The organism is Gellertiella hungarica (assembly GCF_014197145.1).
GTDB lineage: Bacteria > Pseudomonadota > Alphaproteobacteria > Rhizobiales > Rhizobiaceae > Gellertiella > Gellertiella hungarica.
This window is the reverse complement of the sequence record NZ_JACIEZ010000012.1, coordinates 84787-110435: the sequence shown is the minus strand read 5'-3', so window position 1 is coordinate 110435 and position 25649 is coordinate 84787. Positions and strand designations below refer to the sequence as shown.

General features: G+C 62.6%; 24 protein-coding genes. 12 read left to right on the top strand and 12 right to left on the bottom strand.

Going from position 1 to position 25649, the window contains the following annotated elements:
- Positions 1 to 229: 229 nt before the first annotated feature.
- The 4 genes from lhpI to GGR23_RS20345 all read left to right on the top strand — a co-directional run bounded on the left by lhpI (position 230) and on the right by GGR23_RS20345 (position 5729).
- Positions 230 to 1171: a bifunctional Delta(1)-pyrroline-2-carboxylate/Delta(1)-piperideine-2-carboxylate reductase gene (lhpI, locus tag GGR23_RS20360; protein WP_183368188.1), complete on the top strand. Its 942-nt coding sequence runs from the start codon at positions 230 to 232 to the stop codon at positions 1169 to 1171.
- Positions 1172 to 1234: 63 nt separating this feature from the next.
- Entirely contained in the window at positions 1235 to 3694 is a 2460-nt protein-coding gene (gene hrpB, locus GGR23_RS20355; protein ID WP_183368187.1) for an ATP-dependent helicase HrpB, read from the top strand.
- Positions 3695 to 3780: 86 nt separating this feature from the next.
- Positions 3781 to 5076, top strand: a complete 1296-nt coding sequence (locus tag GGR23_RS20350; protein ID WP_183368186.1) for an ActS/PrrB/RegB family redox-sensitive histidine kinase — start codon at positions 3781 to 3783, stop codon at positions 5074 to 5076.
- Positions 5077 to 5147: 71 nt separating this feature from the next.
- Positions 5148 to 5729 (top strand): ActR/PrrA/RegA family redox response regulator transcription factor, encoded by a 582-nt coding sequence (locus GGR23_RS20345; RefSeq protein WP_382341378.1) that lies wholly within the window; start codon positions 5148 to 5150, stop codon positions 5727 to 5729.
- 12 nt (positions 5730 to 5741) lie between these two features.
- Here GGR23_RS20345 and GGR23_RS20340 read toward each other — a convergent pair whose 3' ends face one another.
- Complete coding sequence (locus tag GGR23_RS20340) at positions 5742 to 6242, bottom strand: MmcB family DNA repair protein (protein ID WP_183368185.1); 501 nt, start codon at positions 6240 to 6242, stop codon at positions 5742 to 5744.
- A gap of 181 nt (positions 6243 to 6423) precedes the next feature.
- Here GGR23_RS20340 and GGR23_RS20335 point away from each other — a divergent pair, with 181 nt between their 5' ends.
- Positions 6424 to 7089 carry a L,D-transpeptidase gene (locus tag GGR23_RS20335; protein ID WP_183368184.1) on the top strand — a complete coding sequence of 222 codons (666 nt, stop codon included), beginning with the start codon at positions 6424 to 6426 and terminating at the stop codon, positions 7087 to 7089.
- A 76-nt stretch (positions 7090 to 7165) separates the two neighbouring features.
- Here GGR23_RS20335 and GGR23_RS20330 read toward each other — a convergent pair whose 3' ends face one another.
- The 7 genes from GGR23_RS20330 to hslV form a co-directional block, all read right to left on the bottom strand.
- Positions 7166 to 9334 carry a malate synthase G gene (locus GGR23_RS20330; RefSeq protein WP_183368183.1) on the bottom strand — a complete coding sequence of 723 codons (2169 nt, stop codon included), beginning with the start codon at positions 9332 to 9334 and terminating at the stop codon, positions 7166 to 7168.
- Positions 9335 to 9439: 105 nt separating this feature from the next.
- The gene (locus GGR23_RS20325) at positions 9440 to 11443 is read right to left on the bottom strand and encodes a hydantoinase/oxoprolinase N-terminal domain-containing protein (RefSeq protein ID WP_183368182.1); all 2004 of its coding nucleotides are present in this window, start codon (positions 11441 to 11443) and stop codon (positions 9440 to 9442) included.
- A gap of 112 nt (positions 11444 to 11555) precedes the next feature.
- A complete protein-coding gene (locus tag GGR23_RS20320) occupies positions 11556 to 12974 on the bottom strand; it encodes a cytochrome P450 (protein WP_183368181.1) in 1419 nt (472 codons plus the stop codon).
- A gap of 52 nt (positions 12975 to 13026) precedes the next feature.
- Entirely contained in the window at positions 13027 to 13977 is a 951-nt protein-coding gene (locus GGR23_RS20315; protein WP_382341385.1) for a DUF1402 family protein, read from the bottom strand.
- A gap of 187 nt (positions 13978 to 14164) precedes the next feature.
- On the bottom strand, positions 14165 to 15472 hold the full coding sequence (gene hslU / locus GGR23_RS20310; protein ID WP_183368179.1) for an ATP-dependent protease ATPase subunit HslU: 1308 nt from the start codon (positions 15470 to 15472) through the stop codon (positions 14165 to 14167).
- Positions 15473 to 15486: 14 nt separating this feature from the next.
- A complete protein-coding gene (locus GGR23_RS20305; RefSeq protein ID WP_183368178.1) occupies positions 15487 to 16008 on the bottom strand; it encodes a GNAT family N-acetyltransferase in 522 nt (173 codons plus the stop codon).
- Complete coding sequence (gene hslV / locus GGR23_RS20300) at positions 15995 to 16555, bottom strand: ATP-dependent protease subunit HslV (protein WP_183368177.1); 561 nt, start codon at positions 16553 to 16555, stop codon at positions 15995 to 15997. The genes GGR23_RS20305 and hslV overlap by 14 nt, the downstream gene beginning before the upstream one ends.
- A gap of 216 nt (positions 16556 to 16771) precedes the next feature.
- On the opposite strand from hslV, the gene hisB reads away from it, so the two are divergent.
- The 7 genes from hisB (at position 16772) to coaA (ending at position 21496) form a co-directional block, all read left to right on the top strand.
- Positions 16772 to 17377 (top strand): imidazoleglycerol-phosphate dehydratase HisB, encoded by a 606-nt coding sequence (hisB, locus tag GGR23_RS20295; RefSeq protein ID WP_183368176.1) that lies wholly within the window; start codon positions 16772 to 16774, stop codon positions 17375 to 17377.
- Positions 17378 to 17470: 93 nt separating this feature from the next.
- Complete coding sequence (locus GGR23_RS20290; protein ID WP_183368175.1) at positions 17471 to 17938, top strand: DUF2628 domain-containing protein; 468 nt, start codon at positions 17471 to 17473, stop codon at positions 17936 to 17938.
- A gap of 3 nt (positions 17939 to 17941) precedes the next feature.
- Positions 17942 to 18592 (top strand): imidazole glycerol phosphate synthase subunit HisH, encoded by a 651-nt coding sequence (gene hisH, locus GGR23_RS20285; protein WP_183368174.1) that lies wholly within the window; start codon positions 17942 to 17944, stop codon positions 18590 to 18592.
- A gap of 32 nt (positions 18593 to 18624) precedes the next feature.
- On the top strand, positions 18625 to 19368 hold the full coding sequence (gene hisA / locus GGR23_RS20280) for a 1-(5-phosphoribosyl)-5-[(5-phosphoribosylamino)methylideneamino]imidazole-4-carboxamide isomerase (protein ID WP_183368173.1): 744 nt from the start codon (positions 18625 to 18627) through the stop codon (positions 19366 to 19368).
- Positions 19365 to 20141: an imidazole glycerol phosphate synthase subunit HisF gene (gene hisF, locus GGR23_RS20275; RefSeq protein ID WP_183368172.1), complete on the top strand. Its 777-nt coding sequence runs from the start codon at positions 19365 to 19367 to the stop codon at positions 20139 to 20141. Before hisA ends, hisF begins: the two co-directional genes overlap by 4 nt.
- A 12-nt stretch (positions 20142 to 20153) precedes the next feature.
- A complete protein-coding gene (locus GGR23_RS20270; protein WP_183368171.1) occupies positions 20154 to 20477 on the top strand; it encodes a phosphoribosyl-ATP diphosphatase in 324 nt (107 codons plus the stop codon).
- Positions 20477 to 21496: a type I pantothenate kinase gene (gene coaA / locus GGR23_RS20265; protein ID WP_183368170.1), complete on the top strand. Its 1020-nt coding sequence runs from the start codon at positions 20477 to 20479 to the stop codon at positions 21494 to 21496. Before GGR23_RS20270 ends, coaA begins: the two co-directional genes overlap by 1 nt.
- On the opposite strand, the gene GGR23_RS20260 is transcribed toward coaA, so the two are convergent.
- The 4 genes from GGR23_RS20260 to GGR23_RS20245 form a co-directional block, all read right to left on the bottom strand.
- Positions 21497 to 22684 (bottom strand): glycosyltransferase 87 family protein, encoded by a 1188-nt coding sequence (locus GGR23_RS20260; protein ID WP_183368169.1) that lies wholly within the window; start codon positions 22682 to 22684, stop codon positions 21497 to 21499.
- A 29-nt stretch (positions 22685 to 22713) separates the two neighbouring features.
- The gene (locus tag GGR23_RS20255) at positions 22714 to 23334 is read right to left on the bottom strand and encodes an alpha-ketoglutarate-dependent dioxygenase AlkB family protein (RefSeq protein ID WP_183368168.1); all 621 of its coding nucleotides are present in this window, start codon (positions 23332 to 23334) and stop codon (positions 22714 to 22716) included.
- Positions 23335 to 23346: 12 nt separating this feature from the next.
- Complete coding sequence (gene arfB / locus GGR23_RS20250; protein WP_183368167.1) at positions 23347 to 23781, bottom strand: alternative ribosome rescue aminoacyl-tRNA hydrolase ArfB; 435 nt, start codon at positions 23779 to 23781, stop codon at positions 23347 to 23349.
- 108 nt (positions 23782 to 23889) lie between these two features.
- Positions 23890 to 25500, bottom strand: a complete 1611-nt coding sequence (locus GGR23_RS20245) for a phosphoenolpyruvate carboxykinase (protein ID WP_183368166.1) — start codon at positions 25498 to 25500, stop codon at positions 23890 to 23892.
- Positions 25501 to 25649: the final 149 nt, after the last annotated feature.

Genomic DNA, 25649 nt, shown 5'->3' with positions numbered 1-25649 from the left:
TCCCAAAACAGTCAACACCATTTCGCAAAAAAACTATCACAAAATCATAAGTCGCTGTAATCACAAAGAAATTTGAAACACCGCAGTGGGAGGGGGCCTTTCGGTTCTTTTTACCGGACCTTAACCATGGCCCGGTGGCCGGGCTTCTACAAAGGAAGGTACCGGACCCCTCGCGCATTCAGCTGTGCCGGGTTAGATAGGGGCAACAGCCATCTTGTCAGGAGCCATCATGCTTATCCTCGATACCGATCAGACCCGCGCCGCCCTTCCCTGGGGCGACCTCATCCGAGCCGTCGAAGCGATGTTTGCGGGAGAGTGCGAGATGCCGGTCAGGCATCATCACGATGTCGACGTGCCCGGCGAGGCTCCGGCGACGCTGCTTCTGATGCCGGCATGGGTTCCCGGGCGCTATATCGGCGTCAAACTGGTTTCCGTGTTTCCCGACAATCACACCCGCGGACTTCCCGCCATCTTCGGCAGCTACCTCCTCTCCTCGGGCCAAACCGGCCAGATGCTGGCAGTCATGGATGGAGGCGAACTGACCGCGCGCCGGACAGCGGCGGCCTCTGCCGTTGCCTCTCGCCACCTTTCCGACGAGAACGCCGAGACAATGCTGATGGTGGGGACCGGCCGACTTTCGCTCAACCTCATGGAGGCACATGCCAGCGTCCGGCCGCTGCGCCACTTCCATATTTGGGGGCGCAACGCTGCCAATGCGGAAAAAACCGCAGAAGAGGCACGAGCGCTCGGGCTCAATGCCGTCGCCGTTGCCGATCTCGAGCGAGCCGCGCGCCAGGCGGACATCATTTCCTGCGCGACGCTCTCCTCCACGCCCCTCATCCGTGGGGAGTGGCTGAAGCCGGGCGCTCATCTCGACCTAGTCGGGGCGTTTAAACCCAGCATGCGTGAAAGCGACGACGAGGCCGTCCGCCGCGCCCGGGTCTTTGTGGACACCCGTGAGGGCGTTCTGAGCGAGGGAGGCGACATCGTACAGCCGATCCGGAGCGGCATCATCGGAGCGGACGCCATACAGGGCGAACTTTCGGAGCTGGCGCGCGGGACAGTCAGGGGGCGACAGGGTCCGAACGAGATCACGCTCTTCAAATCCGTCGGAGCCGCACTCGAAGATCTGGCGGGCGCGATCCTTGCCTATGAGAAACACCGCGGCTGAGCATCGTCAGGCCGGTCGGCTTCAACAGCACTGTTGACATTGCATAAGGGGAAAAAGAGAAAGATGGCGAGTCTGCCGACGCTGCCTGTAAGCGAGGTCCTGCAACCTTTGGGGAACGCATTGCGGGACAAGGGCATCGCCGTTCTGACGGCTCCGCCCGGCGCAGGCAAGACCACCCTGGTTCCGCTCTTCCTGCTGGACCAGCAATGGCTCGGCAACGACCGCATCATCCTGCTGGAACCGCGCCGGCTGGCGGCGCGGGCGGCAGCGGCACGCATGGCCTCCCTTCTGGGGGAATCGGTCGGCCAGACGGTCGGCCTCAGAATGCGCATGGAAACGAAGGTCTCCGGCCGCACGCGGATCGAGGTCGTCACGGAGGGTGTGTTTGCACGCATGGTCCTGGATGATCCAGCGCTCGAAGGAGTTGGTGCTGTTCTGTTCGACGAATTTCACGAACGCTCCCTGGATGCGGATTTTGGTCTCGCGCTGGCTCTGGACGTGAGGAACGGACTGCGGGAAGACCTGCGCATCCTCGTCATGTCCGCCACCCTGGACGTGGACAGGGTGCTCGCGATCCTGCCGGAAGCGCCGGTGATCAAAAGCGAAGGCAGGACCTTTCCGATCGCCTTGAGACATGAAGACCGCCCGCCGGGAGAGCGCATAGAAGACGCCATGGTGCGGGTGGTGCGGATGCTCCACGACACTGAGCCGGGATCGATGCTCGCATTTCTTCCGGGACAGGCGGAGATCGGGCGCGTGGCAGAGCGTCTGGAAACGGTTCTGCCGGCCACGACCCGCATCATGCCGCTTTACGGGAATCTCTCGCAGGCGGAGCAGAAGGCAGCCATCGAGCCCGTCAGGGATGGGGCACGGAAGGTTGTCCTTGCCACCTCGATCGCGGAGACCTCGATCACCATCGATGGCGTGCGTATCGTCATCGACAGCGGGCTGCAACGGATTCCGGTCTACGAGCCTTCAACCGGCATCACGCGGCTGGAGACGGTCCGGGTCTCCCGGGCATCGGCCGACCAGCGGGCCGGTCGTGCAGGGCGAACGGAACCCGGCATTGCAGTTCGGCTCTGGCATGCGGGGCAAACGGCCGCCCTGCCCGCCCATTCGCCACCACAGATCCTGTCCAGCGATCTATCCGGGCTGGCGCTGGATCTCGCCCATTGGGGAGTTCAGGACACCGGCCAGCTATCCTTCATCGATCATCCCCCCGGGCCGGCGCTGGCCGAGGCACGGGCGCTGCTGCGGCAGCTGGGAGCTCTCGACGGCGAGGGGCGGCTCACCCGCGCCGGGCAGACGATCCGCAACATGGCATTGCCTCCCCGGCTTGCGGCCATGGTCCTTGCCGCAGGCGAAACGGGTCATGCGGCGGATGCAGCAGCCCTCGCGGTCATCCTGACCGAACCGGGACTGGGGGGCAGCGATGTCGACCTCAACGAACGTCTGCGCCGTTTCCGGCAGGATCGGGGCGAGCGCGCAAGCCAGGCGCGAAAGCTGGCCGACAGACTGGCGGCGAGCGCAGGTGGCTCTTCTCAGGCAGTCGGCGCCGCGCTGGCGGGTGATCTTCTCGTCCATGCCTTTGCGGACAGGATTGCGCTGCGGCGGGGCGGACGGGGCCGGTTCGTGATGGCCAACGGACGGGGTGCGGAGCTGCCGGAAACGGAGCGGCTCGCCAATGCCTCGATGCTTGTCATTGCCGATCTCAGCGGAAAGGCGGCACAGGCACGCGTGCTGGCAGCAGCAGAAACCACGCGCCCTCGGGTGGAAGCAGCCCTGCCAGATGCGATCATCCGCGAGGAACAAAGCTACTTCGACCGCGACAGCCGGCAGCTCAGGGCGCGTCGGGTGACGCGCATCGGCGCGATCCTGCTGGAAGAGACCCCGCTTGCGCGCCCGACGGGAGACCTGGCAGCACGGGCGCTCGCCGAGGGGGTACGCGAGCTGGGGATCGAGGCCCTCCCCTTCAGCCGGGAAAGCGTGCATCTGCGCGAGCGGCTGGGCTTTCTGCATCGCGCTCTTGGTGCCCCCTGGCCGGATGTTTCCGACGATGCCCTTCTGGCACGGCTCGACGAGTGGTTCGTGCCGTACCAGGGCGATGTCCGGGGGCTCGCCGACATCAGCGCGTCGAGCCTCTCCGACGGGCTTCGGGGACTTGTGCCGCACGACCTGCGACGGGAACTGGATCGTCTTGCTCCGACGCATTTCGAGGCACCTACGGGGCAGCGCCATCCGATCCGCTACGAGGGAGAGGAACCGGTTCTCGCAATCCGGGTCCAGGAGCTTTTCGGCCTGAAGACCCATCCCTCGATCGGGGGCGGCAAATGGCCGCTTCTACTGGAATTGACCTCTCCGGCGCAGCGCCCCATTCAGACAACCCGGGATCTGCCTGGTTTCTGGGCCGGATCCTGGAAGGATGTCCGTTCGGAAATGCGGGGCCGGTATCCGAAACACCCCTGGCCCGACGATCCCGCGAACGCCGCGCCGACACATCGTGCAAAGCCGCGCGGTACCTGACCGCGCGGTTTTGCGGCGACAGGGGGCTCGGCCTATGACACTCTGCTTCAGGCGCGAAGCAGGACGGGTGCGCAAGGAGTAACTCGATGGATCTTGGTTCGCTCAGAGCAGACCCCCACTACAGCCGACGGCTGAGGCTCGAAACGCTTGTCCGGCTGCGCTGGCTTGCGGTTGGCGGTCAGGCGGTGACGGTCGCGGTGGTGAGACTTGTCTTCGGCTTCCCCATGATGCTTGGCCCGTGCCTCGTGCTGGTCGGGGTCCTTGCACTGGCGAACATCCTGCTGTCCGTCTTCTTCCGTCCGACGCTGCGTCTGCACCCGGCGGCCACATCCGCGCTGCTGGCGCTGGACCTGATCCAGCTCTCCGCGCTGCTTTTCATCACCGGTGGCCTTGCCAATCCCTTTTCGGTGCTGATCTGCGTGCCGGTCACCATCTCCTTCGCCTCGCAGCCGATCCGGCAAAGCCTGTTCCTGATCACGATCGCGCTCGTCAGCGTCACCGTTCTTGCCTTCTCGCCGTTTGCGCTTCCCTGGTATCCGGACCATCCGTTCATCATGGACAAGATCATGCGCCTCGGAATCTGGTGCGCAATCGTTTCGACCATGGGCTTTGCCGCATTCTACGCCTACCGCGTCTCGCTGGAGGCAACCCAGCTTGCAGATGCGCTTGCGGCGACCGAACTTGTTCTCCAGCGGCAGAAACACCTCAGCCAGCTGGACGGCCTGGCGGCCGCGGCCGCGCACGAGCTGGGCACTCCCCTGGCCACCATCAGCGTTGTGGCGAAGGAAATGGAGCGGGAACTCGGCAATGACCCCCATTTCGGCGAAGACGTGCTGTTGCTGCGCAGCCAGAGCGAGCGGTGCCGCGACATCCTGCGGCGGCTGACCACACTTTCGGCAGAAGAAGAAGCCCACATGCGGCGCCTTCCCCTGTCGTCGCTCATCGAGGAGGTGCTGGCACCCCACAGGCACCCCGGCATCACCATTCGCGTGGTTGACAAGTCCGGGCGCACCGGAGAACCGGTAGGCGTCAGAAATGCCGGTATCATCTACGGTCTCGGCAACCTCATCGAGAACGCGGTGGACTATGCGCGAAGCGAAGTAACCATCACGGTGGAACATACCTCCGACACCGTAAAGCTGGTGATCGAAGACGATGGCCCGGGCTATGCGCCGGATATTCTCAGCCGGATCGGCGAACCCTATGTCACGCACCGCCAGCGGGAAGACAGCGCCGGAGGCCTCGGCCTCGGCCTTTTCATTGCCAAGACACTGCTTGAACGTTCCGGCGCGAAAATTACCTTTAGCAACAGGAACAACCGTCAAAGCGGCGCTCAGATCGCCGTGACCTGGCGCCGGGACGTGATGGATGCGCTGAACTGACGCCTTTACCGGAGCGAACAGCGCCGTCATAGATAACAAAAGCCAGGTTTTCCTGGGGAGAAAAGCCGCCGATGATGACCAAGACCACAAGCACCGACGCCCATGGCACCCATGCGGGGATCGACCCTGCCGATCCTTCGCTTCTCATCGTGGATGACGACGGACCCTTTCTGCGCCGGCTGGCCCGGGCAATGGAGACCCGCGGCTTCCGGGTGGACATTGCCGAATCCGTTGCCGAGGGTGTCGCGAAAGCGAAGGCAAGCCCGCCAAAATACGCGGTGGTGGATCTGCGGCTTGGCGATGGCAACGGTCTGGATGTGATCGAGTCCATTCGCCAGAAGCGGGAAGACACCCACATCATCGTGCTGACCGGTTACGGAAACATCGCCACTGCCGTGACGGCGGTCAAGCTCGGCGCTATCGACTATCTGGCAAAGCCGGCCGATGCCGATGATGTCTATGCGGCACTCATCCGGCAGCCGGGCGAGCGCGCCGAGGTGCCGGAAAATCCGATGTCGGCGGATCGCGTCCGGTGGGAGCACATTCAGCGGGTGTATGAAATGTGCGAGCGGAATGTCTCGGAAACGGCTCGCCGCCTGAACATGCATCGGCGGACCCTGCAGCGCATCCTTGCCAAGCGGGCGCCAAAGTAGGGTTCCCGCGCGTCAACCCTCTTCAGGGCCGCCGCCGGGCAAGGGCCCCAGCATGCGCTCCGCATGGGTCAAGCGAGCCGCGGCAAGCCGGGCGACCCCGAGGGTGAGGGCCTTGCGCGTGGCCGGCGGCAGCTTGTGCTCCGGAGCGTCGCGCAGCAGATGGGCCCCATACCCGTCGCTGATGAAAAGCCCGGCTTCCTCCGGGAAGATATCCGCCGGAACGTCCGGATGGGTGGCAAAGAACAGGCGGTCACAATGAGCCCTGTAGTCCGGCCACTTGCGGTCGACACGAAAGTCCTCCACGGACGACTTGATCTCGATGATCCATATCTCGCCCTTTTCCGACAGGGAAAGCATGTCGGCGCGGCGACCGCTGGACAAAGGCACTTCGGGAAGGGCGACATGGCGCAGATCGGCCAGCAAGGCCTGCATTCCACGACGCACGAGAAGAGCTTTCTCCGACTGGCGACCATCGACCAGCGGATTGGTCGCATGAAGCGACAAAATAGTCATGGATATCCTGTTTTCCCGGCTGTGCCCTTGTTGCAAAAAAGCAATGGGGCAGTAATTTGCGCGCCCTGAAGAGATTGTTGCTCCGCAACAACTTGCGCACCCCGAATTAATAGAAAATAAACCATGTTCGAGGATGGTGCAAACCATCGCCGAATCTCCTCTGAAAATCAAGAGTCCCCCCATGCGCTTCCGCATCGCAATCACCACACTCGGCATGATGAGCCTTCTGGCCACCGCCGGGTGCTCGACAGTTTCTTCCTCGGCACCCGAGGCAACCAAGATTTCCAAGGCGGAAATCTTCGACAAGGCCTATGAGCCCGTTACCGATGCGGGCTTCGCCCTGCCGGCGATTCCGATCAATCGCGTGAAGCCGGAGTTTCGTCGCCAGATCGTTGCCTATAACGGTGACGAACGGCCGGGCACGATCGTGGTGAAGACGCGCGAGCGCCACCTTTATTACGTCCTGCCGGGCGGCAAGGCGGTGCGGTACGGCATCGGCGTCGGGAAGCAGGGGTTTGCGTGGGAAGGTGAAGCCTATATTGCCTGGAAGCAGGCATGGCCGACCTGGCACCCGCCGAAGGAAATGGCAGAGCGCAAGCCGGAAGTTGCGAAATACGTCGAGAAAGGCATGGAACCGGGCATTACCAATCCGCTCGGTGCACGCGCCATGTATCTCTTCAACGACAAGGGTCAGGACACCCTGTTCCGCCTTCACGGTACGCCGGAATGGTCGTCCATCGGTACTGCGGCCTCGTCCGGCTGCATTCGTCTGATGAACCAGGACATCATCGACCTGTACAATCGCGTGCGGCCCGGCAAGACGGCACGCGTGGTCGTCATTCAGTAACGGCAGCTTCTTCTTCGGACAGCATCAAAGGCCGCCTTCCCCCGGAAGGCGGCCTTGTTCATGTCGGCGCCCGCGGTCAGGCGCCAAAACGCGCCTTGGCTTCCAGGCGCCTGCGATGCAGTACGGGCTCCGTATAGCCGTTCGGCTGCTCTCGTCCCTTGAGGACCAGTTCCACCGCGGCCTGGAAGGCGACAGAGCCTTCGTAATCAGCCGCCATGGGTCGATAGAGCGGGTCGCCCTCGTTCTGGGCATCGACGATCTTGGCCATCCGCTTCATGGTTTCCAGAACCTGCGCCTCGGTGACCACGCCGTGATGCAGCCAGTTGGCCATATGCTGCGAGGAGATGCGCAGCGTTGCGCGATCTTCCATGAGGCCCACATTGTTGATGTCGGGAACCTTGGAGCAGCCCACGCCCTGGTCCACCCACCGCACGACGTATCCCAGTATCCCCTGGGCATTGTTGTCGAGTTCGCGCTGGATTTCTTCTGCGCTCCAGTTCGGACGGCTTGCCACCGGAATGGTCAGGATGTCGCGAAGCGGTGCCCGCGGACGGCTTCTCAGGCCGGCCTGAACTGCTGCGACATCCACCTTGTGGTAATGAACCGCATGGAGGGTTGCGCCGGTCGGCGACGGAACCCAGGCGGTATTCGCACCGGCCTTCGGGTGCGCGATCTTCTGCTCCAGCATGGCGGCCATCATGTCGGGCATGGCCCACATGCCCTTGCCGATCTGGGCGCGGCCCGAAAGTCCGCACAGCAGCCCGACGTCGACATTCGCGTTCTCGTAGGCATTGATCCAGGTGCTCTGCTTCATGTCGCCCTTGCGGATCATAGGGCCCGCTTCCATCGAAGTGTGGATCTCGTCGCCCGTGCGGTCGAGGAAGCCGGTATTGATGAAGACCACCCGGGAGGAAGCCGCGCGGATGCACTCCTTGAGGTTGACCGTCGTCCGGCGCTCCTCGTCCATGATCCCCATCTTGATGGTGTTGCGGGCAAGGCCGATAAGATCCTCCACGCGGGCGAATATCTCGGAAGCGAAGGCGACCTCTTCCGGTCCATGCATCTTGGGCTTCACCACGTAGAGGGAACCAGAACGGGAATTGGCACGGCGGCCCCCGGGGCCGATATCGTAGAGCGCGATGAGCCCGGTAACCACGCCATCCATGATCCCTTCCGGGATCTCGCGGCCTTCGGCATCCAGGATGGCCGGATTTGTCATCAGATGTCCGACGTTCCGCACCAGCATCAGGGCACGGCCCGGCAGGGTCAGCGCCGCGCCATCGGGCGCAGTGAAGACGAGATCCGGGTGAAGCCTGCGGGTGGTCGAGCGGCCATTCTTGGTGATTTCTTCCGCAAGGTCCCCCTTCATCAGGCCGAGCCAGTTGCGATAGACGAGCACCTTGTCCTCGGTATCCACGGCCGCGACGGAATCCTCGCAATCCATGATGGCCGTCAGGGCTGATTCGAGTATGACGTCGGATATGCCCGCCGGATCGAGAGCGCCTACCTGCGTGGCAGGATCGATGATCACCTGGATGTGAAGTCCGTGATTGCGGAAGAGGACGGTGAGAGGCTTGCCCGCATCTTTGCGATAGCCCGCGAACTGCGAGGCCGTCTTGAGGGATGCCGCACCGGAGGCTGTGCCGAGCAGGAGCTTTCCTGCTTCAACGCGAACAGACGTGATGTCGCGCCAGGATCCCGCCTCAAGCGGAAGGACATCGTCAAAGAAAGCCTTGACCCAGACCTCTGCCGCCTTGCAGCGAACGGGATTGAAGCCACCCCCTCGCTGGGCCCCGTCGGTGTCTGGAAGGGCATCCGTCCCATAGAGGGAGTCATAGAGAGATCCCCAGCGGGCATTGGCTGCATTCAGCGCATAGCGCGCATTCATGATGGGAACCACGAGCTGGGGACCTGCAAGCGTCGCGATCTCCGGATCGACATTCTCCGTCGTGACGGAAAAATCCGGACCCTCCGGGACGATGTAGCCGATGCGCCGCAGAAAGGCCTCGTAAGCCTCTGCGTCGCCCACCGTGCCATTTTGCCGATGCCAGGCGTCGATCTCGGCCTGCAGGGCGTCGCGCCGTGCCAGAAGAGCCCTATTTTTCGGAGCCAGTTCGTTGACGATGGCGCCGAAGCCCTTGAAGAAGGCATCTGCCGCCAGTCCCGTCCCCGGGAGAACCTCTTCCACCAGAAAATCGTACAGGGGCTTGTCGATCGACAGCCCATCGCGATCTATGCGCGTCATTATTCCACTCCACTCTGCGAACCGCTCGTGGAGGGATGGTGGCAGAGGCGGGAGGACCGGGCAATGCGGCTAAAGTGCTAAAGATTTGTTCTTCTCAGGAACAAATCACTCGGCAGCTATCCTGGGTCGGCCCGATGCGGTGGCAATGAAGCGGGCCTCGATGAGCTTGCGGCTTCCTTCGATCTCCGGGGCATCCACTTCTGCTCTCAGGTCGACCACCGGTTCATCCGCACCATTCAGCCGGGCCTGTTCGAGCGCCGCCTTTTCCGCGCGCGCCCGGGCAAGAGCAAAGCTCTCTTCCTGACTGGTCAGGCGAACGCTGACCCCGGCGCCGTTGACCACGAATATTCCCTCGTCGGGTGAGGTGACGAAGACCGTGACGGAAGCGCGCACCTGGCCGACGACGGCGCCGATGGCGTTGGCGACATCCGCATCGTCGGGGATGGCCGATGGAGCGGACAGCATGTCCGCAATGGCGGGATAGTAGACCGGGGCCGACGCGCCGAGACCCACCAGCGGGCGGTCGAGCGTTACGCCGAAGCGGACGATGCCGGCGGCACGCCGGAGCGCGCGATCGATCTCGGTTGATTCCCTTGCATCTACCCCGCTTACCCCGTCATCCATAAGGCAGGCACCGAGGATCACCTCACAAGACTGCCGCGTGAGCTGTGCCACGATCTTTTCGGCGAGTTCCTCGGGGCTTTGGGCAAGGACGCGACCGGCGCCGTCCTTTGCCCTGGCTGCAAGGGCAAGTCCCATGCGGGCCGCTTCCGCATCCCACTGCCCCTGCCGCCCAAGCACATGCATCGCATCCGACGGCGTGATGCCGGCGATATGGACGAGGCCGCGAGCCACCAACCGGTCGAGCGTGGCCTTCTGGGGTGTGGTGGAAAGCAGCTGGTCGAGCGGCACGGGTTCGTTGCCGATCCGGTCGAACAGCGCCTGTTCCTGAGGCTGCAGCCCGCTCGCCAGACGATCCGGCACACCCGTTCGAACCGCGAAACGCCCGTCGTGGCGCCCGACATGCGCCGTCCGGAGCTGACGCTCGAGCGCGGCGGTCACCACGTCGCCATGGGCCTTCGACAGCAGGCTGAGGGGCAGGAAGCGGCGGGGGCCCAGAGTGAACCTGGCTTCCAGTCCCCGGTCATTGATGCGCACCTCAGAGTCTCCGCCGAGGCCGAAAGTCCGCATCGCCACGGCCTCGACCATCGTCCGATAGCCGCCGACAACGGCTCCATCCGCATCAAGTCTTGGCCGCCCGTCCTCCAGAACGGCGACGTCCGTGGTCGTGCCGCCGATATCGGAGACGACCGCATTGTCGAGCCCGGTGAGATAGCGGGCACCGACCAGGCTTGCCGCCGGTCCCGACAATATGGTCTCGATCGGCCTTACCTTAGCCTCGGAAGCGGATATCAGCGCGCCATCGCCGCGCACTACCATCATCGGCGCGTGGATCCCACGGGTTTCGAGGAACCGTTCGCAGGATCCGACGAGCCGGTCGATCATGGAGACGAGACGAGAGTTGAGGAGCGTGGTCAGGGCGCGGCGCGGGCCACCGAGCTTCGAGGACAGCTCGTGGCTGCAGGTCACCGGCAGATGGGTATGCTGGCGGAGGAAATCTCTTACGCGGATCTCGTGCTCGGGGTTGCGAACGGCAAAATATCCCGCCACGGCGAAGGAAGAGACGGAAGTGCCTAGTTCCGGCAGGGCGGTGCGCAGGGGCTCCAGATCAAGCGGGTTTTCATGTCCATGGACATTGTGTCCCCCGGGCAGAAAGACGACCGGATCGGTTCCAAGGGCCGTTTCAAGTCCGTCCCGCTTCAGATCTTCCGGACCGAAGCCGATCATCACCAGGCCGGAGCGTCCACCCTGTCCCTCGACCAGGGCATTCGTGGCGAGAGTGGTCGAAAGGGAAACCAGGCTTATTGCGGAAACGGGAATGCCCGCCTTTTCGATCACCGCATCCACGGCGCCGGATATGCCGACGGCAAGGTCGTGCCGGGTTGTCAGCGCCTTGGCCTTTGCCACGACACCCTTGCCCTCATCGAAAAGCGCAGCGTCCGTGTAGGTCCCACCCGTATCAATGCCCAGTAGATAATGCGTCGCCACGATTTGATCGCTCCAGAAAAGATTGCACGGGACCATGCCAGAAACACATCCCGGAAGCTTGCTGACAAACGGCAAGTTTCGGGCGCGAAAAGACCGTTTCATGTGGGTGGTGTCAAGCCGCTCGCGGCGCGGGATGTCGGGGAACGACCCGCATCGGCAAGCCGCCGAGAGGCTGCGTCGTCAGCTTCTGGACCGGCCACACGGGCACGCCCTCTACCTTCTCGAAGCGGAAATCCCGCATCAGCACCGCCAGTGCGATGACGGCCTCCTGGAGCGCAAAGGTCGCTCCGATGCAGATGCGGGGACCGGCACCGAAGGGCAGGTACTGGAATCGTCCGATTTTCTCCCGCTCACCCGGCATGAAGCGTGACGGCATGAAATGGCGCGGATGTTCCCAATGCAGCTGGTGCCGGTGAAGCGTCCAGGGCATCACCAGAATCGTTGTGTCCGGCCTGATTTCCACCGTCTTTCCGTCCGCATCGGTCCAGCGATCGGGCTCGATGGCGGCACGATTGATCGATGGAGCGGGAGGGTAGAGGCGAAGCGCCTCCTCGAAGGCAGCGCGGACGTGAGGCATCCGGTCCAGCCATTCCACGGGAGGTGCGTCCTCGGCCAGGACCCGATCGATTTCCTGCTCCATCGCGTTTCGCCATTGGGGCAGATGAGCGACGCAATAGAGGGTCCAGGCAAGCGCGCGAGCCGTGGTTTCGTGCCCCGCACCGATGAAGGTAAGGATATTGTCTTCGATCTCGGCCATGGAAAGCCCACCGTCGGGGCCGCCGGCTTCAAGAAGCAGGGTCAGAAAATCGTCCGGTGCCGAGGCCCGGTCCGTCTCCAGCCTCTTTTGTCGCATGCGGATCGTGTCGGAGACGACCGCCCGGAACTTGCTAAGCACTCTCTGCCCCCCGATCCGCGTCAGCCGTGGCACCCAGGCCGGCGCACGCAGCAAGTCCATCGGATCGACCCGTCCCATCCGGTGCAGGAGCGATTCCACATCTCCGGCAAAATCATCCGTGGCGGTCGCGATATCGCCGGAGAAAAGGGTTTCGGAAAGAATTTCGAACGTCAGCTCGGTCATATGCACGGCCATGTCGCGAATTTCGCCATCCGATCCTATGGATCGGTAGCGGTCGACGAAGGCCTCGGAACTGGCCAGCATCTGACGGGCAAATCCTCTCGCATGCCGCGGCGTGAAGACGGGGGCCATGGCCTTGCGCGACCGTTTCCAGACATCGCCCTCGGCGGTCAGAAGCCCATCGCGCAGGATCGGGCGCAGGATGAGCTGACGGATCGTCGCCATCCGGTAGTTGGAGGCATTATCCACGAGCACGTGCCGGATCAGGCCCGGGTCATTCGCTATGAGGGTGCGCTCGCCAAAAAACGAGACGTCGATCCAGGGCAGCGTGTAGGAAGGTTCACCCCAAAGTTCCAGCGGGTTGTTGAGAACGGTACGGATGATCGTCAGCCGCGAAGGCGGCACCGTGCGCGGGATGGGGGCAGGCGCTTCGAAGGATTCGGCGGATTGGGTCATGTTTGTCCTGGCAGAACAGGTCCGCAGTTCGCAGACCTCCTGCCCGGATAAACTAGAACAGCGCCTTCAATTCTTCCAGCTTGTCGTTGATAAGCCAGCCGTAATAATTCTCCTCGGGGAGAGCGTTGCCGCCGCTCCGATTGCGTGCAGCGAGCGCCTGGGCACGCTGGAGCGTGTTTCCCAGATTGTAGAGCGTGGCCGTGATGCCGGGGTTGGACGAAATGTCCATGCCGGCAATCGACTTGTAGTCGTCGATGGACTGGCGAATGGCTGCCCCGACGAAGGCAAGCGACTTGTCCGGATCCATGATGGCATCATAGACGGCGGCCGCGTCATTGACGTCGAGCGGTTCGATACCGGAACGCTGGTGAACGAGGTCGGAGAGTTTCAGGGCTGTCAGGGGATTGACCTGACCGAGGCCGAAGGTCTGACCCGCAAAGAATGGCTGGAAGAAAACGGCGCTGAAGCGGTTGTTCGGATACTGCTTCCCGCCGACCGATTTTCCGCGGAACTCCGTATCCCAGACGGTTTCCCGGCACGTCCAGAGCCGGTAGGAATCGTGCAGGGACGCACAGCTCGAAAACTCGGGACGGGACACGAAGTCGTCCACCTTCTCGCCATCATACGCGAACTGGAAGCTGTTGCCCGCATAGGCCGCAGCCTTCACGTAGTAGGACTGAAGGCGGTCATAGGCGTCCACATTGTAGGTGTGCTCGCCGACAAGGGCGCCCGCGATATGGATGGGATCGATGCCATAGGCGCGGGCTGTTTCCCGGATCTTGGAGCGCAGCTGCTCGTCCGTTGCCAGAAGATCGCGGATCTTCTCGTACTTGTCGTCGAATGTCGTCTTGCCGGCACGCGTGCGCCGAACCGAAGCACCGGGGATGGGCGGCTGCTCGACGTGACGATTGCCCGGGGGCACTCGTGTCATGGCCGCTGCCGGCTCGAGGGAGCTGCAGAGGGTGGCCGTTGCTATGCTCAGGATGGCAAGAAAATACCGCACGGATGAGAACCTGTTCGCCAGAAGATATCGCCTCGCCTTCTGCGGCCGGAATTTGACCAGAAAACGTTACTGGCGACTATTTTTCGCACTCATGCATCCCTTTAGAAGGCGTCACGGCATCTGTCGAGTTGTGTGCAGCCGCCCCGGGGGACGGCTGCCGGGAATCGTTCGGGGCGATGCAAGCCGGTCACAGAATGAATCGGGAAAGATCCGTGTTGCCGGCAAGTTCTCCCACATGCTCCCTTACATAGGCGGAATCGATTGTCACCGAAGAGCCGCCCCTGTCTGGCGCGTTGAAGGATATTTCGTCCAGCACCCGCTCCATGACCGTCTGCAGACGGCGGGCTCCGATATTCTCGACGGACGAATTCAGCTGAACTGCAACATCGGCCAGGGCGTCGATCGCGTCCTCGGTGAAGTCGAGGTCAAGCTCTTCCGTTTCCATCAAGGCCTTGTACTGCCGGATAAGCGAGGCCTCGGGCTCGGTCAGGATGCGGCGGAAATCTTCCTTGGACAGCGGTTTCAATTCGACGCGGATCGGCAGGCGGCCCTGCAACTCCGGCAGAAGATCGGAAGGCTTCGACACGTGAAACGCGCCCGAGGCAATGAACAGCACGTGATCCGTCTTCACCGGCCCGTATTTGGTCGAAACCGTGGTGCCTTCCACCAGCGGCAGGAGATCGCGCTGCACGCCTTCGCGGGATACACCTGCACCCATGCCGCCGTCGCGCGCCGCAATCTTGTCGATCTCGTCCAGAAAGACGATGCCGTTGTTTTCTACCGCATGCACCGCTTCGCGCTGGATCTGCTCGTTGTCGATCAGCTTGTCGGATTCGTCCCGGATCAGTTCGGCATAGGACTGGCTGACGGTGGTCTTAATCTTCTTCGTCCGCTGGCCCATTGCCTTGCCGAACATGTCGGAGAGATTGAGCACGCCGATATTCGCCCCCGGCATGCCAGGGATCTCGAAACCGGGCATGCCGGAGCCGGTATCGGCCACGTCGATCTCGATCTCCTTGTCGTCGAGCTCGTTGTTGCGGAGCTTCTTGCGGAAGGATTCGCGGGTGGCGGGCGACGCGGTGGAGCCGACCAGCGCATCGAGCACCCTTTCCTCCGCGTTGAGGTGTGCGGCGGCCTGCACGTCGGCGCGCTTCTTCTCGCGGACGAGACCGATGCCGATCTCCACGAGATCGCGGATGATCTGCTCCACGTCGCGCCCGACATAGCCGACTTCGGTGAACTTGGTGGCCTCGACCTTGATGAAGGGCGCGCCCGCAAGTTTCGCCAGACGGCGGGAGATTTCCGTCTTCCCGACGCCGGTCGGTCCGATCATCAGGATGTTCTTGGGCATGACCTCATCCCGGAGATTGTCCGGGAGCTGCTGCCGACGCCAGCGATTGCGGAGCGCAATTGCCACCGCCCGCTTGGCCTCCTGCTGCCCGACGATGTGCCGGTCGAGCTCGGATACGATTTCACGGGGAGAAAAATTGGTCATCTTCTTTCTTCTCTTCAGAACTGGAATTGCATGATCAGCACATCCTCGCCGCTGCCCGGCACTCCGGGAACGGGACGGAAGCCGGCTTTTTCATAGGCGCGGACGGCGCGGGCATTCTCCGGGTCGGGGTCGATGACGATCGTGGTGTAGCCGGAATCGTACAATCGTCGTGCAAAGAGACGAAGGGCGCTCGAGCCGATGCCGCGGGCGAGAAGCCCCGGCTCTCCGATGGAGAGGTCGACCCCCACCGCATCGGCCGGAAAGGCCTGGAGCCAGGGGTGGTCCTCGAGCCACTCGGGGGTCTGGATCTCTCCGAGGAACCAGTACTGGATGTAGCCGACCGGCTGCCCGTCCAGCTGGATGAGAAATGGCCGGGTGCTGTCACGCCCTTCCACCATGTCCCGCACCATGGCCAGCTCCTCGTCGGGCTCGCCCCACCATTCCTGCATGTGCGGCTCCTTGAACCACTCGAGGAGCAGCGGCAGGTCGCCCCGTGTGACGGGCTTGAATTCGATCCGCTCGTCAATCGGTCTCAAGTTTTTCCACCACGATGTTGTGATTGGTATAGACGCAGATATCTGCAGCAATCTGCATCGCGCGACGCGCTATTTCTTCCGCCGACTTGTCGCTGTCCATCAGCGCGCGGGCAGCGGCATAGGCATAATGTCCACCCGAGCCGATGGCCATCGTGCCATGCTCAGGTTCCAGCACGTCGCCGTTGCCGGTTATGGCAAGCGTGACGGTCTTGTCGGCCACCAGCATCATCGCCTCGAGATTGCGCAGGTATTTGTCGGTGCGCCAGTCCTTGGCCAGTTCGACTGCGGCGCGCATCAGCTGGCCGGGATATTGGTCCAGCTTCTTTTCCAGCCGCTCCAGGAGGGTGAAGGCATCGGCGGTTGCACCGGCGAAGCCGGCTATTACCTCGCCTCCCTTGCCGATCCGGCGGACCTTGCGCGCATTTCCCTTCATGACCGTCTGACCCAGGCTGACCTGTCCGTCACCGGCAATCACGATCTGGCCGTCCTTGCGTACGGTAATGATCGTCGTGGCGTGCATGGTGCCGAATGGATTGTGTTCACTCATGCGTCTCGTCTTTCCGAATTCTGCGGCCCGGCCGGGCCGGATGAGGATTGTTGCTGAGGCTTATGTAAGCGTGCCGACGTCGATTGCAAACCGCGCCGGCTTCCGCCTTGAAACTTCCGGCATCTCAGACGAATTAAGGTCATGGAGCTTCTGGATATTTTGTGTTGCGCCTGTTAAGGAGCGCGCAGGATCCCCTGCAGCCGACAGGAAAGTGACATGGCAGAGCCCGCAGGCCGCACCGCCCAGGTGTCCCGCAGCACGAACGAGACGTCCATTTCCGTCTCCATCAACATCGATGGTAGCGGCAAGGCGAAGATCGCAACGGGCGTCGGCTTTTTCGATCACATGCTGGACCAGCTATGCCGGCATTCCCTGATCGACATGGAAATCACCGCGAACGGGGATCTCCACGTGGACGACCACCATACGGTCGAGGATACCGGCATCGCGCTCGGGCAGGCGCTCGCCAAGGCGCTGGGCGACCGCAAGGGCATCACCCGCTACGCCTCGCTCGATCTCGTGATGGACGAGACCATGACCAAGGCGGGCGTCGACCTTTCCGGTCGGCCGTTCCTCGTCTGGAACGTGAATTTCAGCGCGCCGAAGATCGGCACCTTCGATACGGAACTCGTCCGCGAGTTCTTTCAGGCGCTGTCGCAGCACGCCGGCATGACGCTGCATGTGATGAACCATTACGGTGCCAACAACCATCATATCGCGGAAACCTGCTTCAAGGCCGTGGCGCGGGTGCTGCGCACGGCAACGGAAATCGATCCGCGCCAGGCGGGCCGCGTGCCTTCCACCAAGGGCACCCTCGTCTGACACGGCACCGGGGCACCGAAAAGGTTTCCCGGCCCGGACTGCGTGAAACCTGAACGCGCCCAAGGCGCGGCCCGGAAATATCGGGAGCGAAAGATGGCAAGCTATCTCGTGATGATGCCGCCGGAAGGGGAAACCAATCCGGATTCCGCCCGCTTCATCCGGGACGGGTTTTCCCTGGCGGCCTTCGTGTTCCCGCTCCTCTGGCTGCTGTGGAACCGGCTTTGGCTCTACACGCTGGTTTATGTTCTGGTCGTGATCGGGCTCGGCGTGGCCGCGGAAGAATGGGCATCGTCTGACGCGCTGGTGGTGGCACAGTTGGCGCTTTCCCTGCTGATTGGCCTGGAAGGCGGGACGATCAGGGCCGGTCACCTGGTCTCGAAGGGATGGAAGATGGTTGCCGTCATTCCCGCCTCCAGCCTCGACGAGGCCGAAGAGATCTATTTTGCATCTGCCGACATGCCGAGCCCTGCAGGCCCGCAGTCCATGCCCCTCCCCTCGGGGCTGGCCAGGTCTCACGGAGCGCCGGTTCTTGGCCTTCTGGATTATGGTAAGGGGTACTGACCCATGCGTGTGGCAATCATCGATTACGGCTCGGGCAACCTGCGCTCGGCAGTCAAGGCTTTCGAACGGGCTGCAACCGACCATGGGATCCACGCAGAAATCCTGCTGACCGACAAGGCGGATGTGGTTGCGGAAGCCGATCGCGTCGTGCTTCCGGGTGTTGGTGCCTATGCCGATTGCAGGGCCGGTCTCAAGGCCGTGGACGGCATGGAGGAGGCACTTCGCGAGGTTGTCGAGAGAAAGGCCCTCCCCTTCATGGGCATCTGTGTGGGCATGCAGCTCATGTCTTCCCGTGGCCTCGAGAAGACCGTGACAGCAGGCTTCGGCTGGATACCGGGCGATGTTGTGGAGATGACTCCGTCGGACCCGCAGCTGAAAATCCCGCAGATCGGCTGGAACACCCTGACGCTCCAGAGGCCCCACCCACTTTTCGAGGGGATTCCGACTGGCCCGGACGGGCTGCATGCCTATTTCGTGCATTCCTATCATCTGGCGGCGGAAAACCCCGAGGACGTGATCGCGACGACCGACTATGGCGGGCCGGTCACGGCCTTTGTCGGCCGCGAGAACCGTGTGGGAGCGCAGTTCCATCCGGAAAAGAGCCAGACCCTCGGCCTCGCCCTCATCGCCAATTTCCTGCGCTGGAAGCCGTAAGGCTCGCGCCCCTGTTGAAGAATGGACAGAAGATGATCCTTTTTCCCGCAATCGATCTGAAGGACGGGCAGTGTGTGCGCCTCAAGCTGGGCGACATGGAACAGGCCACCGTCTACAATCCCGACCCCGCCGCTCAGGCACGCGCCTTCGAGGAGCAGGGTTTCGAATGGCTGCATGTGGTGGACCTGAACGGGGCCTTTGCCGGTGCAAGCGTCAACGGCGCTGCGGTCGAGGCCATCCTGAAGGCCACACGGAACCCGGTGCAGCTGGGAGGGGGCATCCGCAGCCTTGCCCATATCGAAGCCTGGCTGGACAAGGGCCTCTCGCGGGTCATTCTGGGGACGGTCGCGGTGCGTGATCCCGACCTCGTGAAGGAAGCCTGCCGGCTCTTTCCCGGCAAGGTGGCCGTGGGCATCGACGCCAAGGGCGGCAAGGTGGCCGTCGAGGGCTGGGCGGAAGCCTCCGAACTCGGCGTCATCGAGCTTGCGCAGCAGTTCGAAGGGGCCGGTGTTGCTGCCATCATCTACACCGATATCGACCGTGACGGCATTCTGACGGGCATCAACTGGGAATCGACTCTGGCCCTTGCCGATGCGGTGAGCATCCCCGTGATCGCCTCGGGCGGGCTGGCATCGATTGACGATGTGAAGCGGATGCTTGCCCCGGACGCCGGAAAGCTCGAAGGCGCGATTTCCGGCCGTGCACTATACGATGGACGGATCGATCCCTCGGAAGCACTTTCCCTCATCAAAGCCGCCCGAAAGGAGCGCGCATGACCCTCAAGGCCCGTGTCATTCCCTGCCTGGACGTCAAGGACGGCCGTGTGGTCAAGGGTGTCAATTTCGTCGACCTCATCGATGCAGGCGACCCCGTGGAGGCCGCCAAGGCCTATGATGCCGCCGGTGCGGACGAACTCTGCTTTCTCGACATCACCGCCTCTTCCGACAACCGCGAGACGATCTTCGACGTCGTCGCCCGCACCGTCGATCACTGCTTCATGCCGGTAACGGTCGGGGGCGGCGTGCGCAGCGTCGCAGACATCCGGAAGCTTCTGCTTTGCGGGGCCGACAAGGTTTCCATCAATTCGGCAGCCGTCAGCAATCCCGATTTCGTGACGGAGGCGGCAGACAAGTTCGGCAACCAGTGCATCGTCGTCTCCATCGATGCCAAGCGGGTATCGGGCGAAGGCGAAACGCCGCGCTGGGAGATCTTTACCCATGGCGGCCGCAAGCCGACAGGCATCGATGCGGTCGATTTTGCCGTTCGCATGGCGGAGCGCGGTGCAGGTGAACTGCTGGTGACGTCGATGGACCGGGACGGCACGAAGAGCGGCTACGACATCGGGCTGACCCGCACGATCGCGGATGCGGTGCGGGTACCGGTGATTGCCTCCGGCGGCGTCGGCACGCTCGACGATCTGGTTGCGGGCATCCGCGATGCACATGCCACTGCCGTACTGGCCGCCTCCATCTTTCACTTCGGCACCTACTCGATCGGCCAGGCCAAGCGCTACATGGCCGATCACGGCATCGCCATGCGGCTCGACTGAGGAGAGAGGGGAATGGGCGGATTTAGCCTTTCGGATCTGGAGACGATCGTGGCTCGGCGTGCCGCGGCAGCGCCTGACGAATCCTGGACGGCACGGCTGGTGGCCGCCGGTCAGGGGAAGGCGGCCAAGAAGCTGGGCGAGGAAGCCGTCGAGGCCGTCATGGCGGCGGTAACCCACGACCGGGAGAACCTGATCTATGAAAGTGCGGATCTGCTCTTTCACCTTCTCGTGGTGCTGAAGATCGCGGATATTCCCCTGGAAGAGGTCATGGCGGAACTTGAGCGCCGGACCAGACAAAGCGGGCTTGCCGAAAAGGCGAGCCGGAAAGATCCGTGATGCCGCACACGAAGGAGCTTTCCCGAAAGAACACCCGTGCGACGGAAGCCTCGATCGAGGGTCTGGGTCCATTCCAGCCGGATCTCTATTCTCCGTACCACGTCTTTACCTCCGAGGAATGGGCGCATTTCCGGGCAGATACGCCGCTGACCCTTTCCGCCGACGAGGTGAAGCGCCTTCGCTCCCTCGACGACCCCATCGATCTGGAGGAAGTCAGGCGCATCTATCTGTCGCTGTCCCGTCTACTCTCTGCCCACGTGGAATCCTCGCAGCTGCTCTTCAAGCAGCGCGACCGCTTTCTCAGCCTGACCGGCAGCAGCAAGACCCCCTTCGTGATCGGCATCGCGGGATCCGTGGCGGTGGGCAAATCCACCACTGCCCGTATCCTGAAGGAGCTCCTCGCCCGCTGGCCCTCCAGCCCGAAGGTCGACCTCGTGACGACGGATGGCTTTCTTTATCCCAACGCCATTCTTCAGCGGGAAAACCTCATGCAGCGCAAGGGTTTCCCGGAAAGCTACGATATCGGAGCGCTCCTGCGTTTTCTTTCCGAGATCAAGGCCGGCAGGCCCAATGTTCAGGCCCCGTGCTATTCCCACCTGACCTATGACGTGATCCCCGACCGCTTCACGACGATCGACCGGCCGGACATCCTGATTTTCGAGGGCATCAACGTGCTTCAGTCGCGGGATCTGCCCGCGGATGGCAAGGTGGTCCCCATGGTGTCGGATTTCTTCGATTTCTCGATCTACATCGATGCCGACGAAAAGCTGATCCACAAATGGTATGTGGACCGTTTCATGAAGCTCAGGGAAACCGCGTTCCGCGATCCCAGCTCCTATTTCAATCGATACGCCCAGGTAAGCACCGAAGATGCGCTGCAGATCGCCGAAGGACTGTGGGCGAACATCAACCTGAAGAATTTGCGGCAGAACATCCTGCCCACGCGGCCTCGCGCGGATCTGATCCTCCAGAAGGGGAACAACCACTTCATCGAGAAGGTGGCGCTGCGCAAGCTCTGATCAGGCCCGAACCCACGCCTGCCGGGTGTCCTGCCAGACGAGCCTGAAGTGCCATGCCGTGTAGGCCAGCGGCACCATGACGCTTGCTCCGATCCCCTGAAGATTGATGACGTGGACGAAAAGCGGGAAGAGCCAGACGATGGCGTGGACGATGAGGGGTATCCGCCTTTCGTGAAGAAAGCCCCAGGCGACGGCAGGAGCCAGGGCTACCGCATCGTAGGAATAGCCATAGGGTGTCGCGAAGATCACCAGCATCGCCGTCAGGACGATCCGCCGTGCGGGATCGATCTGCATTGCGGGACGCCAGAGCCAGAAGGCCGCACCCGCAGCCACGAGGCCGGCAATGATCTGGATCGCCTGTGCCACGCCGACGGATGCATCGAGCCACCGCGCCATGATGAAGACGGTCATGGCATTGGCGTGATAGGGTTGCGGATAGGGCGCCTCCATGATCCCGGCCATCAGGGGCAGCGTGACCGTGCGGAAATCGAACCAGACCTGCCATCCGAACAAGAGACCCGTGACGGCAACGAGGACGAGCGTCGTCAGCACTGCAGCGGCGATCGCGCGCCAGTGGCCGCCCGCGAGGAGCACGACGGGGATCAGAAAGCCGAGATGCGGCTTGATGGTCAGGATGCCGAAAAAAAGACCCGCGATCCACGGTTTCTTCCCCAGCGCCCAGAGCCCCCCGAGAAGCAGCGCCGCCGTCAGGGCGCCGTTCTGCCCGAGGAGAACATTGATCATGGCAGCCGGCGACAGGATGACGGCAAGCGTAACCGGCAGGGGGAAGCGAAAGGGCCGCAGGGCAAGGTAGAGGAGAAGGAGCGTACCCGCCGTCCAGAGGACATAGGCCGGAAGAACCGGGAGCCATCCAAGGGGAACGCCGAGCAGGAGGAGCGAGGGCGGATAACTCCACTCCTGATCCTGAAGAACCGGCGTGAACAACTGGCGAAGCGCCGCGCGATAGGCTTCGACGTCGAAGAGGGTGTGGACGCGGCCCTCGCCCGCGAGATGGCCGCCCGCCCAGAGATTGGAAAAGTCCCAATAGGGCAGTTTCTGGTTCAGCATGGAAATGCCGTCGGCATCCAGCGTCCAGAGGCTTCGGAAATAGGTGGCTGCGAGGATCAGCCCGAAGAGGAAAACGCAAGCTCCTGATATCCCGTGGATACCGCGCAAGCTCTTTTCCACGGTTGCCCCCTTCCGCTCTGCCCAAGCCCTCATGGCGTGGCTGGCGTCACCCGCCTCAGCGTCAGATTGATACGCCCGCCTTTCTTAAGAAGATCTGAGGTTTCCGGATAGATGCGATCGACACCGTGAAAATTCAGCCGGGACGGCCCTCCGAGGAGAACGATGTCCCCGCTGTCGAGACGGAAGGACTGGGTCCTGTCCTTGCGTTGCGGACCGCCGATGCGAAAGAGACAGCTGTTGCCGAGCGATATGGAAAGGACCGGAGCGGCGAGTTCCGCCTCGTCGCGGTCCTGATGGAGGCCCATCTTGGCTTCGTCGCTGTAGAAATTGACCAGGCAGGCTTCCGGGTCGTAGGCCAGTCTGGTCAGATGGCGCCAGAGCTCCAGAAGGCGGTGCGGCATCGGCGGCCAAGCAACCCCGGTTTCCGGATGGGTCGCCTGGTATCGATAGCCCTTTTCCTTGTCCGTTACCCAGCCCAGCGGCCCGCAATTGGTCATCCGGACGGACATCGGCTGACCGGTCCGCGGCATTTGCGGTATGAAGAGCGGTGCCGCGGCGACCACGTTCCGGATCTCGCCGACGAGGTCTTCCTGCTCGGCACGGCTGAGAAAGTGCGGCAGGTGCCTGATCCCATCCGGCAGTTGCAGCATTGCCCCCTCCCCTCAGTCCTGCGCCGGCTTGCCGCGCATTTTCTTGACGTCCGAACGGCCCGCCTTTTCCTTCAGGCGCCGCTCGATGGCACCCTTGCTCGGTTTTGTCTTCCGGCGCGGCGGTGGCGGGGGTGCTGCTGCCTCGAGGAGGAGCTCCTTCAACCGCTCGCGCGCATCTTCCCGGTTGCGCTCCTGGCTCCTGAAGCGGCTCGATTCGATCATCAGCACGCCTTCCTTCGACGCGCGACGGCCCGCGAGCTTCAGGGCGTTTTCCTTCACGCGGTCCGAGAGAGAAGGCGAATTGCGGATATCGAAGAACAGCTGGACAGCGGTCGAGACCTTGTTGACGTTCTGACCGCCCGGTCCCCCGGCCAGCACGAACTGCTCCGCGAGTTCCCAGCCGGCAATCGTGATCCTGCTGTTGATCTGAAGCGCTTCGCTCGCCATGACACGGTCCTTTCAGATGGCTCTATTCCATATCGGGCTCGTGTCGCCAAGGGCAAACGCAAAAACCCGGCCGGAGCCGGGTTTCACGTGAATCAGTGCTCAGCCGGATTACTCGGCAGCGGCCTTGAGCCCGGGAGCAGCATCGCGCACCTTGCCATCCACATGGTCCTCGAACTTCGCGAAATTCGCGATGAACATCGAGACCAGCTTCTCGGCCTGGCTGTCGTAAGCCTTGCCGTCGGCCCAGGTGGAGCGGGGATCGAGGATGCGGGTTTCCACACCCTCGACTGCGACGGGCACCTGGAAGCCGAAGTTCTGGTCACGCCGGAACTCGGCCTTCTTGAGGCTGCCGTTCAGGGCTGCCGTGAGGAGCGCGCGGGTCGCCTTGATCGGCATGCGGTTGCCGGTGCCGTAGGCACCACCGGTCCAGCCCGTGTTGACCAGCCAGCAATCGACGCCGTGACGGGCGATCAGATCGCGCAGCAGGTTGCCGTATTCCGCCGGGTGACGCGGCATGAAGGGAGCGCCGAAGCAGGTGGAGAAGGTGGCTTCCGGCTCGGTCACGCCCTTTTCAGTGCCGGCAACCTTGGCGGTATAGCCGGAGAGGAAGTGGTACATGGCCTGCTCGGGCGTCAGCTTCGCGATCGGCGGAAGCACGCCGAAGGCATCGGCCGTCAGCATGATGATCGTCTTCGGGTGGCCTGCCCGACCGGTTTCCGACGCATTCGGAATGAAATGCAGCGGATAGGCGCAGCGGGTGTTTTCCGTCAGCGAACCATCGTTGAAATCGGGACGACGGTTTTCGTCGAGAACGACGTTCTCGAGCACCGTCCCGAAGCGCCTGGTGGTTGCATAGATCTCCGGTTCGGCCTCGGCGGAAAGCCGGATGGTCTTGGCGTAGCAGCCGCCTTCGAAGTTGAAGATGCCATGCTCGCCCCAACCATGCTCGTCGTCGCCGATCAGCGTGCGGGTCGGATCGGCCGATAGGGTGGTCTTTCCCGTGCCCGAAAGACCGAAGAAGACGGCAGCGTCACCGTCCGGCCCGATATTGGCCGAGCAATGCATCGGCATGACGCCCTTTTCCGGCAGCAGGTAGTTGAGAACCGTGAAGACGGACTTCTTCATTTCGCCCGCATAGGAGGTACCGCCAATCAGGACGATTCCGTTGACCAGATCGCAGGCAATCACCGTTTCCGTGCGGCAGCCGTGGCGGGCCGGATCGGCGCGGAAGCTCGGCAGATCGATGATCGTCAGTTTCGGCTGGAAGCCGGCCAGTTTCGCACGCTCCGGGCGGATCAGCAGATTGCGGATGAAGAGCGAGTGCCAGGCAAATTCGCTGACGACGCGCGAAGGGAGCGCATTGTCCTCGTCGGCACCGCCGACAAGATCCTGCACGAAGAGGTCCCGGCCCTTCGCATGAGCCAGCATGTCGGCCTTCAGGACGGCGAAGTGCTCGGGGGTCATCGGCTTGTTGTTGTCCCACCAGATCTGGTTCTCGGTGGTGGCGTCGCGAACCACGAACTTGTCCTTGGCGGAACGGCCGGTGTGCTGCCCCGTGAGCGCGCGGAGCGCTCCGTCGGCGGTCAGCTGCGCCTCGCCGCGGCGGATCGCCTCTTCGTAAAGTTCCGCTTCCGAGAGATTGTAGTGGATGCGCCCTGCACCCGTCAGTCCGATGAGGTCCAGGCCAACAGCCGGATTGCGCATCCCGATTTCAACCATGATCCCGCTTTCCTCCGCTTAAGATCAAATTTTTCAAATCTGGCATTATAGTAATGAGGGTTTTTTAAAATGACAAGGAGGGGAATTTAAAATTACTTAGCAATATCAATATATTAATCGATTTAAAGGAATATTGTCCGTTTTAAATC

Coding starts and splice junctions, on each gene's coding strand:
- GGR23_RS20330 (WP_183368183.1), bottom strand. CDS start 9,334: ATGACGCGCATAGATCGCGATGGGCTGTCGATCGACAAGCCCCTGTAC.
- hslU (WP_183368179.1), bottom strand. CDS start 15,472: ATGACCAATTTTTCTCCCCGTGAAATCGTATCCGAGCTCGACCGGCAC.
- GGR23_RS20320 (WP_183368181.1), bottom strand. CDS start 12,974: ATGACCCAATCCGCCGAATCCTTCGAAGCGCCTGCCCCCATCCCGCGC.
- GGR23_RS20290 (WP_183368175.1), top strand. CDS start 17,471: ATGGCAAGCTATCTCGTGATGATGCCGCCGGAAGGGGAAACCAATCCG.
- GGR23_RS20335 (WP_183368184.1), top strand. CDS start 6,424: ATGCGCTTCCGCATCGCAATCACCACACTCGGCATGATGAGCCTTCTG.
- coaA (WP_183368170.1), top strand. CDS start 20,477: ATGCCGCACACGAAGGAGCTTTCCCGAAAGAACACCCGTGCGACGGAA.
- GGR23_RS20245 (WP_183368166.1), bottom strand. CDS start 25,500: ATGGTTGAAATCGGGATGCGCAATCCGGCTGTTGGCCTGGACCTCATC.
- hisB (WP_183368176.1), top strand. CDS start 16,772: ATGGCAGAGCCCGCAGGCCGCACCGCCCAGGTGTCCCGCAGCACGAAC.
- hrpB (WP_183368187.1), top strand. CDS start 1,235: ATGGCGAGTCTGCCGACGCTGCCTGTAAGCGAGGTCCTGCAACCTTTG.
- GGR23_RS20345 (WP_382341378.1), top strand. CDS start 5,148: ATGATGACCAAGACCACAAGCACCGACGCCCATGGCACCCATGCGGGG.
- GGR23_RS20340 (WP_183368185.1), bottom strand. CDS start 6,242: ATGACTATTTTGTCGCTTCATGCGACCAATCCGCTGGTCGATGGTCGC.
- hisA (WP_183368173.1), top strand. CDS start 18,625: ATGATCCTTTTTCCCGCAATCGATCTGAAGGACGGGCAGTGTGTGCGC.
- hslV (WP_183368177.1), bottom strand. CDS start 16,555: ATGAGTGAACACAATCCATTCGGCACCATGCACGCCACGACGATCATT.
- GGR23_RS20255 (WP_183368168.1), bottom strand. CDS start 23,334: ATGCTGCAACTGCCGGATGGGATCAGGCACCTGCCGCACTTTCTCAGC.
- GGR23_RS20350 (WP_183368186.1), top strand. CDS start 3,781: ATGGATCTTGGTTCGCTCAGAGCAGACCCCCACTACAGCCGACGGCTG.
- arfB (WP_183368167.1), bottom strand. CDS start 23,781: ATGGCGAGCGAAGCGCTTCAGATCAACAGCAGGATCACGATTGCCGGC.
- hisH (WP_183368174.1), top strand. CDS start 17,942: ATGCGTGTGGCAATCATCGATTACGGCTCGGGCAACCTGCGCTCGGCA.
- lhpI (WP_183368188.1), top strand. CDS start 230: ATGCTTATCCTCGATACCGATCAGACCCGCGCCGCCCTTCCCTGGGGC.
- hisF (WP_183368172.1), top strand. CDS start 19,365: ATGACCCTCAAGGCCCGTGTCATTCCCTGCCTGGACGTCAAGGACGGC.
- GGR23_RS20270 (WP_183368171.1), top strand. CDS start 20,154: ATGGGCGGATTTAGCCTTTCGGATCTGGAGACGATCGTGGCTCGGCGT.